Origin of the sequence: Pedobacter terrae, from assembly GCF_900100705.1 — a bacterium.
GTDB lineage: Bacteria > Bacteroidota > Bacteroidia > Sphingobacteriales > Sphingobacteriaceae > Pedobacter > Pedobacter terrae.
On the sequence record NZ_FNCH01000021.1, the window covers coordinates 62,302 to 79,825 of the forward strand.

At 36.8% G+C, this 17,524-nt stretch carries 13 protein-coding genes; 7 read left to right on the forward strand and 6 right to left on the reverse strand.

All coding sequences use genetic code 11. From position 1 onward, the window contains the following. Positions 1–8: 8 nt before the first annotated feature. Positions 9–899, reverse strand: coding sequence for a glycosyltransferase (locus BLR60_RS20610; protein ID WP_090503355.1), 891 nt, complete (start codon positions 897–899; stop codon positions 9–11). A gap of 6 nt (positions 900–905) precedes the next feature. Beyond that, positions 906–1,898, reverse strand: coding sequence for a glycosyltransferase family 2 protein (locus tag BLR60_RS20615; RefSeq protein ID WP_090503413.1), 993 nt, complete (start codon positions 1,896–1,898; stop codon positions 906–908). Between the two features lie 103 nt (positions 1,899–2,001). On the opposite strand from BLR60_RS20615, the gene BLR60_RS20620 reads away from it, so the two are divergent. Then, the gene (locus BLR60_RS20620) at positions 2,002–3,138 is read left to right on the forward strand and encodes a glycosyltransferase (protein WP_090503358.1); all 1,137 of its coding nucleotides are present in this window, start codon (positions 2,002–2,004) and stop codon (positions 3,136–3,138) included. On the opposite strand, the gene BLR60_RS20625 is transcribed toward BLR60_RS20620, so the two are convergent. From BLR60_RS20625 to BLR60_RS20635, 3 genes are all read right to left on the reverse strand, one after another. After that, positions 3,135–4,967, reverse strand: coding sequence for an ABC transporter ATP-binding protein (locus BLR60_RS20625; protein WP_090503361.1), 1,833 nt, complete (start codon positions 4,965–4,967; stop codon positions 3,135–3,137). The two genes, BLR60_RS20620 and BLR60_RS20625, sit on opposite strands and share 4 nt — an antisense overlap. A 127-nt stretch (positions 4,968–5,094) precedes the next feature. Continuing rightward, complete coding sequence (locus tag BLR60_RS20630; RefSeq protein WP_090503365.1) at positions 5,095–6,081, reverse strand: glycosyltransferase family 2 protein; 987 nt, start codon at positions 6,079–6,081, stop codon at positions 5,095–5,097. Continuing rightward, on the reverse strand, positions 6,082–6,957 hold the full coding sequence (locus BLR60_RS20635; protein ID WP_090503366.1) for a glycosyl transferase: 876 nt from the start codon (positions 6,955–6,957) through the stop codon (positions 6,082–6,084). A 58-nt stretch (positions 6,958–7,015) separates the two neighbouring features. Between BLR60_RS20635 and meaB the strand changes: the two genes are divergently transcribed. After that, positions 7,016–7,912, forward strand: coding sequence for a methylmalonyl Co-A mutase-associated GTPase MeaB (meaB, locus tag BLR60_RS20640; protein ID WP_090503369.1), 897 nt, complete (start codon positions 7,016–7,018; stop codon positions 7,910–7,912). 83 nt (positions 7,913–7,995) lie between these two features. Here meaB and BLR60_RS20645 read toward each other — a convergent pair whose 3' ends face one another. Then, positions 7,996–9,285 (reverse strand): aminopeptidase P family protein, encoded by a 1,290-nt coding sequence (locus BLR60_RS20645; protein WP_090503371.1) that lies wholly within the window; start codon positions 9,283–9,285, stop codon positions 7,996–7,998. A 168-nt stretch (positions 9,286–9,453) separates the two neighbouring features. On the opposite strand from BLR60_RS20645, the gene BLR60_RS20650 reads away from it, so the two are divergent. From BLR60_RS20650 to BLR60_RS20665, 5 genes are all read left to right on the forward strand, one after another. Beyond that, positions 9,454–10,797 carry an OmpA family protein gene (locus BLR60_RS20650; protein ID WP_090503374.1) on the forward strand — a complete coding sequence of 448 codons (1,344 nt, stop codon included), beginning with the start codon at positions 9,454–9,456 and terminating at the stop codon, positions 10,795–10,797. A gap of 98 nt (positions 10,798–10,895) precedes the next feature. Next, complete coding sequence (locus BLR60_RS25385) at positions 10,896–11,033, forward strand: DUF6728 family protein (RefSeq protein WP_317039670.1); 138 nt, start codon at positions 10,896–10,898, stop codon at positions 11,031–11,033. Between the two features lie 12 nt (positions 11,034–11,045). After that, on the forward strand, positions 11,046–11,426 hold the full coding sequence (locus BLR60_RS20655) for a RidA family protein (protein WP_090503377.1): 381 nt from the start codon (positions 11,046–11,048) through the stop codon (positions 11,424–11,426). Between the two features lie 275 nt (positions 11,427–11,701). Beyond that, complete coding sequence (gene recG, locus BLR60_RS20660; protein ID WP_090503379.1) at positions 11,702–13,807, forward strand: ATP-dependent DNA helicase RecG; 2,106 nt, start codon at positions 11,702–11,704, stop codon at positions 13,805–13,807. 426 nt (positions 13,808–14,233) lie between these two features. Further along, positions 14,234–17,506: a SusC/RagA family TonB-linked outer membrane protein gene (locus BLR60_RS20665; protein WP_208600690.1), complete on the forward strand. Its 3,273-nt coding sequence runs from the start codon at positions 14,234–14,236 to the stop codon at positions 17,504–17,506. The last annotated feature ends 18 nt before the right edge of the window (positions 17,507–17,524 follow it).

The window sequence follows — 17,524 nt, forward strand, 5'->3', positions numbered from 1 at the left end:
GATAAATATTAGTAGGTTTTTCTTACTAGTTTTAAAGCATAATTTAGTCTGCTTAAGCCATGTCTAGGCTTTAAATCAGGGAATAGCAAATGATAATTTGTGAAGAACATTTTGACCAAAAATATCTTATCAAAAAAACCTAAACTGCTGTATGTTTTAAATAACTTGTAAATTAATCTTTCATCATTTTTATCAAGATTCTTATAGTTTTTTGTCATGGCTAAATTATCTATTATTTCCTTGTACCGCTCATCCCTACCTTGCAATTTATACATAACAGAGTTGTTATGAATGCGATGTAAGGTCAGTTTTTCGGCCAAGTATGTTATTTTCTGGTGATAAATAGCTATAAAACCCATCCACCAATCGTAAAACCCCTCCTTTGGAATGGGGAATAAAAACGGCTTAAATTTTTTAGAAAACAAACTTGTATGTCCAGTTACAAAATTTGAAAATAATAAGCTTTTGAAAGTTTTGCCCTTCAATGAAAAGGTTTCATTTAATAGCTGTCCGCTTGTAATTTCTCCCTGCTCGTTAATAAATGATGAGTTTGAAAAAATCAGCCAATTATTTCCTATGCTTTGGTATAGCAGCTCTAATTTATTTTTCAGCCATATGTCATCCTGATCGCTTATGGCTATAAAATCTCCTAAACAATAAGCTATTGCTTTTTGAAAGTTAGCATTAAAACCAATATTCTTTTCATTAAAATATAGCTTGATCTGTTCATGTTTAACGGCATACTGCTTCAGTATATCTTTTGTGCCGTCAGAAGAACCATCATCAACAATCACTAATTCTATGTTTTTATAAGTTTGGTTAAGAATACTATCCAGTTGTTGCGGTAAAAAATTAGCACCATTATAGGTACAAAGTGCTATAGAAATAAGTGGCTCCATGATCGATTACTTTAATAGGAGTTTGATAACCTGTTTCAAATTTAAATTGCTAAACGTAAACAAATCTGACTTTAGAAACTTATTCAGGGAAGATTTATTATTGGATTTTTGTAGATAGTTATACCAATCTTTTTGAAGTTGTTTCTTTAATGCTTTTTGCTCAAATATGTGCTTTTCATAATTCGCTTTTAAGATGTTGATCAGGTGGTGCTCAACTTCATGGGTAGAAAAACTGGCATCCTCAGGGCGTAGAATTGAATGGTGGATTAACAAGCTTTGCTGATCTACTTTATCGAATAAAAAAGATAGTAAATAGGCAATTGTTTTGAGCTCGCTTTGCACCATTTCTTCCCTTTTTTTCGATGTTATGCTTCCTTCATGAATGCGATAGTGCAACAAGCGCTCGTTCAAGTTAGCAACAGGATAAGCCATTGTAATTTGAGAAAATAAAAAATAGTCTTCAGCATATTTAAAATCTTCGCTGTAGGCAAATTTTTTTATTGTTTCTGCATCCGCCATAATTGTTGGATGTAAAAAAGCATTGCGAAATAAGTTGAACACTTTGATTTTAGCACTATGCTTTGGCCGGTTTAGTTTATTTATTTCTTTTCCAGTTATATCAATAGTAAGAGCCCTGCTGCCACATAATTTATATGTTGGGTTTGCAGTTAGAAACTTTACTTGTTTACTTAATCGATCCGGCAAGGCAATATCATCAGCATCCATTCTCGCTATGTACCTGCCTTTACTCAACTTTAATCCCTCGTTCAAAGTTTCAACTATACCCTTATTCGCTATATTGTTAATATATTTTATCCGGCTGTCAGAAAAAGAGCTGATAATAGTATGTGATTGATCTGTACTTCCATCATTGATAATCAGAAATTCAAAGTTTTGATAAGATTGATGAAGTATGCTTTGAATAGCATCCCTAACAAAAAGCTCGCTGTTATAAACAGGCATTAATACCGTGATAAGATTTTTTTGCTCGTCAATCATGTTCTGGGTTTCGGTGAGGTAAAAATAAGATAATTTAAGCGTTAATAAGCTTATAAAAGATAGCATAGATTTTTGCATCTTTAAAGCCTGAAAAAAAGATAAAATGACTACAGGTTTTTCGAAAACAGAAAGCGCGCCGGTGCCTAAGAAAATATTGTTCATAACACCGTTTTTTGGAAGAACTGGCTCAGAAATGCAATTACTCTACATCCTTGAAAATTTGAATGTAGAAAAATTCGAACCTTACTTATTTACCCGTAACGATGGATCCCTACTTAAAGATCTTCCAAAATATATTAAGTACTTTGTTGGTTATAAGAAAAGCAGAAATTATTTGCTAAGGTTGTTTAGGCTATTGTTATATGCTGTTAATATAAATCCAGTAGAGTTTCAATTGCGAAAAATACAGAAGAGGATTAAAGTAGATTATTGGTACATAAATACAATTGTAAACAGAGACGCTTATGCAATTGCGGTAAAGCTGGGTGTAAAGATTATATCCCATGTTCATGAAATGCCACTATATTATGATATGGTTAAAGAAAAAACCATAGAGAACTTATTAAAATCAGATGTATGTATTGGATGTTCTAAGATAGTATGTCAAAACTTAGAAGACATGGGGCATAAAAATGTGAAATTACTGAACAGCTTTGTCGATGACCGATTTATTTCTCTTAGCCATGCTAAAGTAAACGAGCAATTTAATTTTTCTCCTATTGATTTTATCTGGATAATGGCGGGTAGTGTTAATGCTATTAAGGGGGTTGATTTTGTAATACCTTTATTAAAGCAATTAAAACTCAATCATAAAATTATCTGGATTGGCGGTATTGAAGATTCGGGTACAACGGCTTATGCGCGGATAGCAGGAAAGGCTGCATTTAAAGATCGGCTCTTTTTTGTCGGTCGGAAATCTACCGACTATTACGATTACTTTAATTTGGGTAAGGCTTTTTTATTATTATCACGTCAGGATTCTTTCCCTTTGGTAATGCAAGAAGCTGCACACCTGGGTAAACCAATAGCTGGTTTTAATTCTGGAGGCATTGAAGAATACGTAAATGATAAAATTGGCATAGTGGTAAACCAGCTTTCGTTTACTGATTTGGCAAAGGCAATGGAGAAAATAGAAGAGAACTACGAGGCATACGATAAGGAGTATATTAAACAATATGCACGACGATTTAATGCGATAAATCAAACCTTAAAGCTGCAATCTATTCTGGAAGAGATTTAATCGTTAAAAGCCTGCATATCAATTAAGCGTTTGTAGAGACCATTATGGCTTAATAACTCACTATGACTTCCAGTTTCAACTACTTCTCCTTTATCAATCACCACAATTTTATCAGCATGTTGTATGGTGCTTAGGCGGTGGGCAATTACAATAGATGTACGGTTTTTCATCAGGTTATTCAATGCTTCCTGTACTAATTTTTCAGATTCAGTATCCAATGCAGAAGTGGCCTCATCCAATAACATGATTGGTGGGTTAGCCAATACAGCCCTTGCAATACACACGCGCTGTTTCTGTCCTCCTGAGAGCTTATTCCCCCGATCGCCAACAAAAGATTGGTAGCCGTTCTCTGTGTTCTCTATAAAATCGTGCGCATTGGCAATTTTTGCTGCAGCAACAACTTCATCCATTGTGGCATCTGGTTTGGCAAATGCAATATTGTTAAAAATGGTATCGTTAAACAGAAAAGATTCCTGGTTAACAGTTCCCATTTGTGCCCTGATGCTTTCAACAGTAAGCTCCCTGTAATCGTGACCATCAATTTTAATCGTTCCTGATTTTGGATCATGAAAACGCGGAAGCAGATCCATCAATGTGCTTTTTCCACCACCTGAAGGACCAACTAAGGCTACAGTTTTCCCTTTTTCAATGTCGAATGTTATTGAATTAAGAATTTGCTTTTCTCCATAACTGAATGATACATCGCTAAGGCTGATGGCGCCCTTAAAGCCACTGAGCTCAGTAGCATCTGGTTCGTTAACTAATAATGGTTTGGTATCAATTAAATCTAATACCCGCTCACCTGCAGCAATGCCAGAATGGATTCCGCTGAATGAATCTGTTAGGGCTTTGGCAGGGCGCATTACCTGTGAAAAGATTGCGATGTAAGCAATAAAATCAGAAGCTGATAGCGCGTTACTTTCCTTGTTAATAATTAAAGAGCCGCCATACCAAACAATTGTTGCTACCATTAGTACGCCCAAAAATTCTGATACTGGAGAGCCAAGTTGCTGACGCCTAACCATTTTTCTGTTTAGATTGGAGTAATAAATATTTTCTTGATCAAACTTGTGCTTTATACGCTCTGTAGAATTAAATGCTTTAATTATTTTGACACCGCTAAGTGCTTCATCTAAAAAACCTATCATTTTTGCAAAGGATTCATGAGCTTCTTTAGCCTGTTGTTTTAAGCGTTTAACTATTTTACTAATAATAAAGGCAGATACAGGAATGACTAGTAAGGAAAAGAATGTTAGTTTCGCAGAAATATTAAAAAGCAATATAATATAGACAATTAAAGTTACCGGCTCTTTAAAAACTACTTGTAAGGTATTTGTAACTGTAAATTGAACTACTTGGACATCTGAAGCAACTTTAGAAATGATATCTCCTTTGCGTTCATTGTTGAAAAAACCAACATGCATATTCATTACATTATTGAATACGGTTTTACGTAGATTTAATAAGGTATGAACCCTTAAATCTTCCATATAACGCTGAGAAAAATATTTAAAAAGATTTGACAGTAGAACTGATATTACAATAACTATACATACATAACCTAATGTTTTTGCCTCGCCATGAAGTGAGATTGATTCATTTACAAAACTCCTGAATTGGCCAAGAATATCAAATGAAGACATGGCTTTGTCGGTTAGTGTATCGGATTTTGGCGCATTCTTGTCGCTTAATAGTGTTTCAAATAAAGGAGATAACAATGCAAGATTTAATGTTCCAAATAGGATGGATAATAATGTTGCAATAACATATGGTATTGCAAATTTTTCTATCGGTTTTGCAAAAGATAATAAACGAAAATATGTCTTCATTTTACGTGAAATGGAATATATAAAATGGGGAATGTATTAAGATCAACCCAAAAAAATCTAAATTAAAACTTGACAAATGTACGGTTTTCAATTCAACCTTACGGATTTTAGAAGAAGCACACATAAATTACAATCGTTTAATTTTCTTAGTGCTAACAGATTGATTGATAATTGCCATCACATCCGAAATGTTTATACTTGAGTTATATTTTTGCTTAAGGGCATTAAGCTGTCCTCTACTAGTACGAATACGGTCTTCATGTGCTAAATAATCTTTATAGCTTTTCAGTACCCAGGTTTTACCTGTAAGTAATTTTGGAAGAAGTTCTGTGAAAATCTGTTGAAGAGGGTAAAGAAACTTTCTTAATCCATGCAAATGGATGCCCTGAAGGATATAGCGGTTCCGATAATAAATCTTTTTAATAAAATTAGATTTAATCTGGGTTTTAGTGCTGCCACTTACATGATGAAAACAAGATGAACGGTGTTCGTAATAACATTTCCATCCCAATTGCCATGCCCGTAAACTTAAATCAAAATCTTCTGATGAGAAAGGAGAATAAATCTCATCAAAACCACCTAATTCTTTTAACTTTTTGGTATCAACCAAAGCGTTTGCACCAGAAAGATACGCTGTGTATACATTTTCATCTTGCGTATTTTCGCTATAGTAAAATTTGTTTGCTTTAATGCGGCAGCCACCATAGTATAAAAAACGGGCGGCATCTTCGATCCGGCTTTCATCAAAGCTCATGATGCGGGCCATTACCCCAAATGTATCTAGCCTATTAAAATATTTCCACTGGTGTTCAAAATAATCTGGTGTAAGTTTTACATCAGAGTTTAAGAGCAAAGTTAATTCATATTTGGCCTCGCGGATACCATGATTGCAGGTATAAGAAAATCCCCTATTCTTATCATTAATCAATAATTTCACCTGTTGATAATTTTCTTTGATAAACGAAATACTATCATCCTTTGAGCCATCATCAATCACGATGATCTCAAATTCGGTATTTGCATTTTCTGTGGCTGTAAAAACAGAAGGCAAGTATTTTTCTAGCAGATGCTTGCCATTATAATTAGGTATTATGATAGAAACACTTTTCTGCATCTACTTTACAATTTTATAATTCCGGTACTCAAACAACCTCCATCCGCTTAGGTCTTCAATTTTTTGTAAAACGCTTCTGCGGAAATTCATTTTAGGCGTTTCTTTAGTCAGATCTTTATCAAATTTCCAGTTTGCGGCCGCAATTCTCTCTTGCATTACTTTTGGATGGGCGCCTTTAAAATGGACCAGTCGATCGGCATTGTGCATATCATAAGTATCTTGAACCGGATAATTTTCTTCAATCCACTCGTCTGTCTGATAAAATTGATTAAAATTACGCACTTTGCCCTGTAATCCTTTCGGTGGCTTTACCCAGCCATAATGATAAATATAAGCATCAATCAGCTTAACTTTAAGTTTTCTGTCGTTAATTCTGAAACCCTGTGCATCCCGGTAAGAGTGAACCCCAGGCAGGTTTTTGATAATCCTAACCTCTCTTCTATACCAGCGCCTCGATTCGGCCAGGTAATCATAAGAAGCATAAAAATGTTTATACTTTAAAAGTAAGGCCTCAACATCGCTATTATTAAGTTCAGCTTCCATTTCCTTTTTGATCAGTGGAAGATAATCTTCGTGTATGACTTCATCGCCCTGGATATAAATCATCCAATCGGTATCATTACTTATTTCCGCTAAAGCCTTATTGGTTTCATCGGCAAAAACACGCCCACCTTCGCGGATGCTTTCATTCCAAATGGTATCAATAGTTCTGATTTTAGGATCGATGCTTTTAACCAGTTCGGAAGTTTCATCCGTAGAGTTTCCCAATGCAACAATAAAATCATCGCACAATGGCAGCACGGAAAGTATCGCTTCCTTTGCAGGATAATCGTTAACAATAGCATTTCTTAAAAATGTAAAACCGGTAACTTTCATTATGGTAGCGTCTTATAGCTAATAATTTTTGTTAATTTGTACAAAGATAGTTTTATTGATGAATACGCATCTATCCATTTTAAGCGAAGTAAAAGCGGGCAATTATAGGGTTTTGGCAAGAACATTAACGCTTGTTGAAAATGGTATTGAACCGGCCGATTCGATTTTAAGAAGTTTAGATAGTAAAACTGATGTTCCGGTTGTGGGTATCACAGGGCCGCCGGGAGCTGGTAAGAGTACGCTGGTAAATGCGATAACCAATCATTTTGCTGCTGAAGGTAAACGCATTGCCATATTAGCGATTGATCCAACCTCTCCATTTAATTTTGGCTCTTTGTTGGGCGATCGTATCCGGATGGCTGGTCAGTTTAACAATCCAAATGTTTTTATCCGTTCATTGGCTACACGTGGTGCTTTGGGTGGTATTTCGGCAAAGACCATTGAAATGGTTGATGTTTTAAGGGCGGCTAATTTTGATTTAATTATTGTTGAAACTGTTGGGGTAGGGCAATCGGAAGTAGAAATTGCGGGATTGGCAGATAAAACCATTGTTGTATTGGTGCCAGAATCTGGAGATGAAGTTCAGCATATTAAATCTGGCTTGATGGAAATTGCCGGTTGTTTTGTAATTAATAAAGCTGATAGGGAAGGAGCAGATACTTTTGCCAATAACCTCAAAAAAATCGTTCATCAAGGCGTAAAAACTATTCCCATCTTAAAAACTGTTGCCGATAAAAATATAGGTATAGACGAATTGTGTAAATGGATCATCAAACCCGAACTTTTTGACCATAACCGAAAAGCTTTTTTATTTACAGAAAAGGCATGGAAACTGATACAGCATCAGAAAATGCAGCATATCGATAAAAAAAGGCTGCGAGAAAAAATTCAGGCAGCCTTAAAAAAAGATAATTTTAATATTTATCGTTTTGCGGATAAGTTTGGCAATGGTTAATCGGTTAACTGTTTAAACTGATTAATTGTAAGTACAGTATGCCAATTGTTAACTGCCAACCGCCAACTGCCAACCGCTAACTATCAACTGTTCATAAATTCCTCAATTTCGTCTGCTTCTAAAGGTATATCGGCCATTAAATCGATGTTGCCATTAGCTGTGATGAGAATATTGTTTTCTAAACGGATGCCCAAGCCTTCTTCTGGTATATAGATGCCTGGCTCAACTGTAAGAATGTTCCCGTTGGCAAATGGGGTGTATCTTCCTGCAAAGTCATGGACATCAATGCCCAGATGATGCGAATTGCCATGCATAAAATATTTTTTATAAGCTGGCCATGCTGCGGTTTGGTTCTTTACATCTGCCATTGAAATGAGCCCAAGATTGATCAGTTGCGCGGTCATGATTTCGCCAACCTGTTCGTGGTAGGTATTCCAGATCGTTCCTTCGCCAATTAATTTAATCGACTCTCTCATTACCTGCAGTACAGCATTATAGACATCCTTTTGCCTTTGTGTAAACCTACCGTTAGCAGGGATGGCCCTACTCATATCTGCATTATAATTAGCGTACTCTGCTCCAAAATCAAAAAGTATGACGTCGCCATCTTTACAAACCTGGTTATTATCGTTGTAGTGTAAGATGTTAGCATTAGGGCCGGAAGCAATAATAGGAGTATAGGCATGGCCTGTTCCGCCCTGGCGGATAAATTCGTGTATTATCTCCGCTTCAATTTCATATTCTTTAACACCAGGTTTTGTAAACTTCAATACCCTGATAAAAGCATCTCGCGTTATCGCTGATGCCTTTTTGATCAGTTCGATCTCAACATCTGATTTAACTGCACGCAAATTTCGCATGATCGGTGCAGAACGTTGATAATGATGTAATGGATATTTTGATTTCATTTTCTCAATGAAACGGATATCACGATAAGGAACTTCATGGGCGTACCTGTCGTTCTCATTGGTGTTTAAATAAATATGTTCAGCATAATTAACAATGCTATGTAAAATGTTGTCAAAATCTTCGAGCCAGTATACAGCCTCAATACCTGATGCAGCTTTCGCTTGTTCTTTGGTGTACTTATATCCTTCCCAAACTTTGATATAGTCGTTTGTCTGTCTTAAAAACAGGACTTCTCTGTACAAAGGATTAGGACAATCAGGATATAACAGTAAAATCGTTTGTTCCTGGTCAATTCCAGATAAATAAAATAAATCGGGATTTTGTTTAAAAATGAAGTTTTGATCACCACTTCTAGGGAACTCATCACTAGCATTAAATATAGCTATTGAATTGTTTTTTAGGTTGTTAGTGAATTTTTTTCTATTTAAAATGAATAATGACTGATCAATAGTAGGATATTTCATGAAACGGTATTTTATGTGGGCAAGGGCCAAAAGTAATAAAATGCTTTATGAGTAGCGAAGTTTGGAACGGAGTTTGTATAAAAGTTTGAAAATTTAAAATTTTGATTAATTTTGCCTTTACTGAAAAATTAATCAATTAAATTGTTTAACCCTTAAAAAAGAAAAAAAATGAATTATTCTACTTTAAAGAAAAGTGTTGCGCTTTCTTTAGTGGCATTAACAGGAGTTGCTTCTCTTGCTGTCGCTCAGGATGCTCCTGCAACCTCTTCTGCTGTCAAAGTGTTTGGCGGTAGAGGACAGTACAGAACTTGGTCTATCGGTGTACACGGTGGTGTTTTAATGCCAGTTGCTGCTATCGGTGGTACTAATGACTTCAACAAATGGGATGCTAACTTAGGTTATGGTTTAAACATCCGCAAACAGTTAGGTCACTCTTTCGGTTTAGAATTAAACGGAACACGTGGTAAACTTTCAGGTAACAACGAAGGTATTACTAACCCTGCTGTTAGAGATTTCGAAACTCAATTACAATATGCTGTAGATTTACGTGGTGTTGTAAACGTAGGTTCTATCGATTTCTTACGTCGTGAGAATGCTGTAGGTTTCTTCGTAACAGCTGGTGCTGGTATGTTGGCTTATGCGCCAAAAATTACTACTGGTGCTGGTCAAGTTATCGACTGGAAAGGTAATGCTGTTGGTCCTGCTGATGACAGACATGAGGCTAAAGATTACGTAAAAGGTTTCTATATCCCAGTTGGTGCTGGTGTTAAATTCAAAGTTTCTGAGCGTGTTAACTTTAACTTAGGTTACACTATGAACTTTGTTGACGCTGATAACTTAGACGGAGTTTATGCAAAAGGTCAAACTAAAGATAAATTCTCTTACGGTTACGCTGGTTTAGAATTCTCTTTAGGTTCTTCTGCTAAACCAAGTTTAGAGTGGACTAACCCATTAGCTACTATGTACGATGAGTTAAAAGATCCAACTTTACGTCAAGAAGTTGAAGCATTGAAAAACCGTGTTTCTGCTGTTGAGAAATCTGTTGAAGATTTGAAAAAAGATACTGATGGTGACGGTGTTGCTGATCAATTCGATAAATGCCCAGGAACTCCTGCTGGTACTGCTGTTGATGGTTCAGGATGTCCACTTCCTAAAATGACTGCTGATTCAACTAACACTAACGTATCAGGCTTCGAGAAAATCGGTTTCGATTTCAACTCTTCAGTTTTAAAAACTGAGTCTTACCCTACTTTAGATAAATTATCTTCAGTGTTACGTGAAAACGGTGGTAAAGTAACTGTAAACGGTTACGCTTCAAGCGAAGGTACTGCTGCATATAACATGAAATTATCTAAAGACAGAGCTAACTCTGTTAAAACTTACTTAGTAAACTCTGGCGTTAACGCTAGTCAAGTTGCTACTAAAGGTAATGGCGAAGCTAACCCAATTGCTTCTAACGATACTGAAGAAGGTCGTATCCAGAACCGTCGTGTTGAAACTGCTAGAAACTAGTATTTCAATATAAAGTTTAAGAAAGTCCCGATGCAAATCGGGACTTTTTTTATGCCTTTTAGTTTTCTCTGTTAAGCTTTTTAGCTAAGTTTGTATTTATGTACTTCTTTAGAAAAAAAGATCCGAACAGGCCAAATAATATCAATCTTAGAATTATGCATTTCATCAATGCATTGGCCATCTTAATCTTTCTTGCCGGTATAATCTATAAGCTTATTCAGTGGCTTGCTAAATAACCCCAAATTTTTATGAAACAAATTATTAAAACAACAAATGCGCCAGCTCCAATTGGACCATATAGCCAGGCTGTGCAAGCTGGAAACTTTTTATTCGTATCGGGCCAGATAGCTATTAATCCCGAAAGCGGAGAATTAAATATTGGCAATATTGAAGAAGAAACGCATCAGGTTATGCGTAACCTTAAAGCAGTTTTGCTAGAGGCCGGTTTAACGTTTGATCATGTAATAAAGTCTACTATTTTCTTGAGTGATATGGGCACCTTTGCTCAGGTAAATGAGGTTTACGGGCAATACTTCACAGCTGATTTTCCTGCCCGCGAAACGGTTCAGGTTTCTGTATTACCTAAAAACGTTAATGTAGAAATCTCTGTAATTGCCATTGTAGGCTAGTTTTGACAGAAATAAAAGTAAATACTTTACATCAGGCATTGTTCCTTACATTATCCGGGAACAATGTCTATACCTTTACGTAACAAAAAACGCTTTCTTCCACACGAAATTTATATTATAGGATATTCGTTTCCATTATTTTAGTCGGGAATGCCTTCATCTGCCCTGGTTCCTTTTAATCTATATCAATCCAATTGTTGCTTTTGGTGCTATCGATTGTTATTTTTAATGCAGCAATACGAAAAAGTGTTATTTACAAAAAACGGTAGAATATTTTGTTTAATTCGGTATTAGATACACCAGTTGAGTTTTTGAAAGGCGTTGGGCCAAGCCGTGCCGATGTTTTAAAAAAAGATCTCGGCTTGTTCACCTATCAGGATATGCTTGCACATTACCCTTTCAGGTATATTGACCGTACAAAATATTTCAAAATCAACCAGATCAATCCCGACTCGCAGTATATTCAGATTATCGGCCGGGTAATTAGTAAAAAGGTAATCGGCGATAAAAGAGCAAAGCGTATTGTCGCTGTTTTTAAGGATGAAACCGGAATTATGGAACTGGTTTGGTTTCAGAGTCTGAAATGGGTTGATGAAAATATTACTGTTGGTACAGCATATGTAGCCTTTGGGAAACCAAGTATCTTTAACGGTACATTCAGCATTTCACATCCGGAAATGGAGCTGTATCAGCGCAAGCAGGTAGGCAGAGGAAATTTAACCTTACAGCCGGTTTATAACTCTACAGAAAAGCTTAAAAAATTTAATCTCGATTCAAAGGGGCTACAGCGTTTAATTGCAGGGCTGCTCGATCAGATTATCCCTCAGGTGCCAGAAAATTTACCGCAATACATTATAGATAAATACCAGCTGCCGGATAAAAGATTGGCCTTACTCAATATTCATTTTCCAAAAAATCAACAGGATTTAAATGCGGCAGAAAGAAGGCTAAAGTTTGAGGAGCTATTCTTCATCCAGTTACAGCTTTTACATAATAAACATTTACGCCAGTTAAAATTTAAAGGTGTAACCTTCGACAAAGTTGGTGAAAAGGTAAACCGTTTTTATAAGGATTTTTTACCTTTCGAGTTAACCAATGCTCAAAAACGTGTAGTTAAAGAAATCAGGATTGATACACAACGGGGTATACAGATGAACCGGCTTGTTCAGGGCGATGTAGGAAGTGGTAAAACGGCGGTTGCATTGATGAGTATGCTTTTGGCAAATGATAATGGCTATCAGGCTTGTATGATGGCACCGACAGAAATTTTGGCCCGTCAGCATTATGCCTCTATTACAGAACTCGTAACCGATGAACTGGCGCGTGTTGCCATTCTTACCGGGAGTACTAAAAAGAAAGAGCGTACCCTTTTACATGCGCGATTGGAGAGTGGAGAGATCGATATTCTAATTGGAACGCATGCATTGATTGAAGATAAGGTTCAGTTTAAAAACCTGGGGCTGGTTGTGATTGATGAACAACATCGTTTTGGTGTGGAACAACGTGCTAAGCTATGGAGGAAAAATATCATCCCTCCACACATTCTAGTCATGACGGCTACGCCAATTCCGCGTACGCTGGCAATGACCTTATATGGTGATCTTGATGTTTCTATTATTGATGAATTACCCGCCGGCAGAAAACCTATAGAAACAAAACACCTTTTTGAAAGCCAACGGCTTAGGATGTTTGGTTTTATGAAGCAGGAAATAGCCAAAGGCAGACAGGTTTATATTGTTTATCCTTTAATTAAAGAAAGTGAAAAATTAGATCTGTTAAATCTGGAAGCTGGGATTGAGCAGTTGAGTTACCAATTTCCACGCCCTGACTACCAGATGAGTATTGTGCACGGGCAAATGCCAAATGCAGATAAACAGTTCGAGATGCAGCAGTTTATTGATGGTAAAACTCAGATTATGGTAGCTACAACCGTAATTGAGGTAGGTGTTAATGTGCCTAATGCCTCAGTAATGGTAATTGAAAATGCCGAACGTTTTGGTCTGTCTCAGCTTCACCAATTACGCGGTAGGGTAGGTCGTGGGGCGGAACAATCTTTCTGTATCTTAATGAGCGGTAACAAACTTAGTAAAGAGGGCAAAATCCGTTTAGAAACGATGGTGCGGACTAATAATGGGTTTGAAATATCAGAAATTGATCTGCAGCTTCGAGGACCTGGCGATATTACCGGAACGCAGCAGAGTGGTGTGCTGGACTTAAAGCTTGCTGACCTGGCTAAAGATCAGGTTATTTTATCTGAAGCACGCAATACCGTTATCGAACTTTTTTCTGACGATCCACAGTTAGGAAAACCTGAGCATGCAGGTTTAAGAGCACACCTACAAAAATTGGAAAGAGGGATATCTTTTGATAAGATAAGTTAACCAGTAGCCGAAGGAATTTTTGCCTTTTTACAATAATATCTAACCTTGTATTGTTTGTTCTACATAGCTTGTTTTTGTCATGGCTTTTTTACGATTTAGCCCCTGACAATTATTATTTTACCCCCTTTTTTAGATTTCTAATATTCCTATCTTGCGTATGCCAATTATAAACTGTTTATTCTACAACTCTGCATCAGCAGGTATACTATAGTAGCATATCAATTATTAATTGTTTTATGCATCAGATAAGGGGGAGCATAAGTTTACCTGATTTATTGATCAATTTGACAGTAGGTATCGTTTCTTTCAAGAAATTGATTTAGAAAGTTGGTATCAATTAAATCATCTTAATACTGAAGTTTATGAATAGCTCATGAATATTAAATTGTATTACAATCAATATCTAACCAAAATAAATTAAAAACTATGAAAAAAATTCTATTGAGGACTTTTGCCAAAAGTAGCATGTTTCTTGTTTGCGGTGGTTGCCTCGTTTTTTCTCCACTTGCAAGCATGTCTGCCAGGGCATCATCGTATGAAAAGGAACCTTTTGATTTTTATAATTTTCCCTTCCAGGATATTATTGTGAAAGGGAAGGTTACAGATGCCAAAGGCCCAATTCCAGGTGTAAGTGTGAAGTTGAAAGGAGGTACTGCAACAACTGTAACCGATGGATCTGGAAATTTTAGCATCAAAGTACCTGAAGATGCCACGTTGATATTCACCTATATCGGTTACGCAGATCAGGAAGTTCAGGTAAAAAACCAAACCAATATTAATGTAAAGTTATTAGAGAATAACCAAAATCTTTCGGAAGTGGTTGTAGTAGGTTATGGTACACAAAAGAAAGCCGTTGTATCAGGTGCAGTTGCTTCTGTTAAAGGTACCGAACTTGCCAAATCTTCTTCGGTAAACTTAACCAATTCATTAGCAGGTAGATTGCCGGGTGTAACAGCGTTGCAGGGCAGTGGAGAGCCTGGCTACGACGGATCGACCATCAGGATTCGTGGTACAAACTCCCTTGGAAACAACAACGCACTGATTGTAATTGACGGGATACCTAACCGCGCGGGCGGTATTGAAAGGTTAAATCCGAACGATATTGAAAGTGTATCGGTATTGAAGGATGCGTCTGCTGCGATCTATGGTTCGCAAGCGGCCAACGGGGTAATCTTAATTACCACCAAACTAGGTAAATCTGGTAAGCCTCAGTTTTCTTATGATTTCAGTTACGGTTTACAACAGCCTACAAGGATACCGAAAATGACTAATTCGGTACAATATGCCGAAATTTTGAATGAGCTGAATATTTTTGGTTCCGACATTAACCCCAATGAATGGGCAGCCGCATGGAATAGTTTCAGATCTACTGGTAGCTATACTTCTACAGGAGGAAAAACAATTAATGCTGCTTATAAGGCAGATGAGATCAGAAAGTTCGGCGACGGATCAGATCCGCTAAGATATCCTAATACCGATTGGTTTAAAACTACTTTTCAAAACTGGTCGCCTCAGCAAAGACATAATGTTCAGATCAATGGAGGAAGTGAAAATGTAAAATACCTCGTTTCTTTGGGCTATCTTGATCAGGATGGCTATTATAAAAATTCTGCAACGGGATACAAGCAATATGATATGCGTTTTAATCTTGAAGCGAAGTTGAATAAATATATTACCACAACCTTGGGGGTAACGGCCAGAGAAGAAAACCGTAATTTTCCTACGGTGGGAGCTGGCGATATTTTCAGGTTTTTAATGCGGGGAAGACCAACTGAAATTGCAATATGGCCAAATGGTAAACCTGGAAGAGATATTGAATATGGTTATAATCCGGTGGTATCTACTACAGATTTGACTGGTTATAATAAAGATATCAGAGATTACTTTCAGACTACAGGTAAAGTAGAAATTAAAATCCCTGGTTTGGAAGGATTAAAAGTAACAGGAACTGCGGCAATAGATAAATATTCGGGCAGGCAGAAAAACTGGCAATTGCCCTGGACACTTTACGATTGGGACAAGAAAACTTTTGAAGCTGACGGTGTAACACCGGTATTAACTGGTACAGTAAGGTCGCAATACACCGATCCAAGACTAAGGGAAACAGCGGGTGGGCAATTGGCCATCAATTTAACTGGTATGATCAATTACGATAAAAAAATCGGTGATCACAATATTGGTTTAATGGCTGGTGTAACCCGTGAAAAAGTTGATAACGATGGTTTTACTGCTTTTAGAAGATATTTTATTTCAAACTCTGTTCAGGAATTATTAGCTGGTGATGAACGTGAACAATCGTTAGGGAATAATCCTGGCGACCCGAACAATTTATTTAACAGGGCGCGTTTAAGTTATTTTGGAAGGGCTGCATATAATTACAAAGAAAAATACCTTGCGGAATTTTTGTGGCGGGTAGATGGATCTTATATTTTCCCAACCAACAGACGTTTTGGTTTCTTCCCAGGGGTATCAGTGGGCTGGCGTTTATCTGAAGAGTCTTTTTTCAAAGAAAATGTTAAGTTCATAAACAATTTAAAACTAAGGGCATCATACGGACAGATGGGTGCTGAAGCCTATTTCGGAGATGCGCTTCAGGAATATCAATACTTAAGCTTGATGAACTTTGGAACTTATACTTTTAATGATTTGGTTACCAAAACGCTAACAGAGGGTAAAGTGCCTAACTTTAACTTTGGATGGGAAGTAGCCAATAATACAAACGTAGGTTTGGATGCATCATTTCTAAATAACAAACTTTCGCTTGAATTGGATTATTTCTATAACAAACGCACTAATATTTTAATTAGCAGAGGTAGTTCTGTACCAGAAAGTTCGGGCATTACAGATCGTTTACCTCCAGTTAATTTAGGGAAAGTAAACAATAAAGGTTTCGAGTTTAAATTGAGTTACAACGATAGGGTTGGCGATTTAGATTTTGGTGTAAGCGTAAATGGTGGTTATGCCAAAAACAATATTGTTTTTTGGGATGAAACCCCAGGCGCTCCAGAATGGCAACTTTCTACTGGTAGGGTTACCAATTCATGGTTGGTGTATGATTACGACGGTGTTTTTAAAGATCAGGCAGAAATTAATGCCAATACAATTAATTATAGTGCACTCACCAGCAATTTACGTCCTGGCGATATGAAGTTTAAAGATATTAATGGCGATGGTAAAATCAATGCTGATGATAAAATACGTTTGGATAAAAACGGTACGCCAACATTTACTGGCGGCTTTAACTTAAACCTACAATATAAAGGTTTCGACTTGTCAGTTTTGATTCAGGGCGCAACTGGAGGTATGCAGATTGTAGGGATCACCGAATCTGGGGATATTGGTAATTTCTTAGAGTGGTCGTACAAAAATCGTTGGAGCATTGAGAATCCAAGTTCGGTTGATCCACGATTATCGAACCGTGGAGCTACTTATTATACCGATAGCAACAATGCATTGAACAATACCTATTGGTTGCGCAGCAATAATTACATCAGGCTTAAAAATGTGGAGTTAGGTTATACTTTACCGACTGGATGGGTTGAAAAAGTCGGTTTAAACAGTGTAAGGGTTTATACAAATGGATTGAATCTGGCTACCCTTGATAAAATCAAAATCTGGGATCCCGAATCAACCAATTCAAGCGGGCAATATTATCCACAGGCCAGGGTAATCAATTTTGGTATTAAGGCCGCTTTTTAAAATGTAATTAAGTTTAAC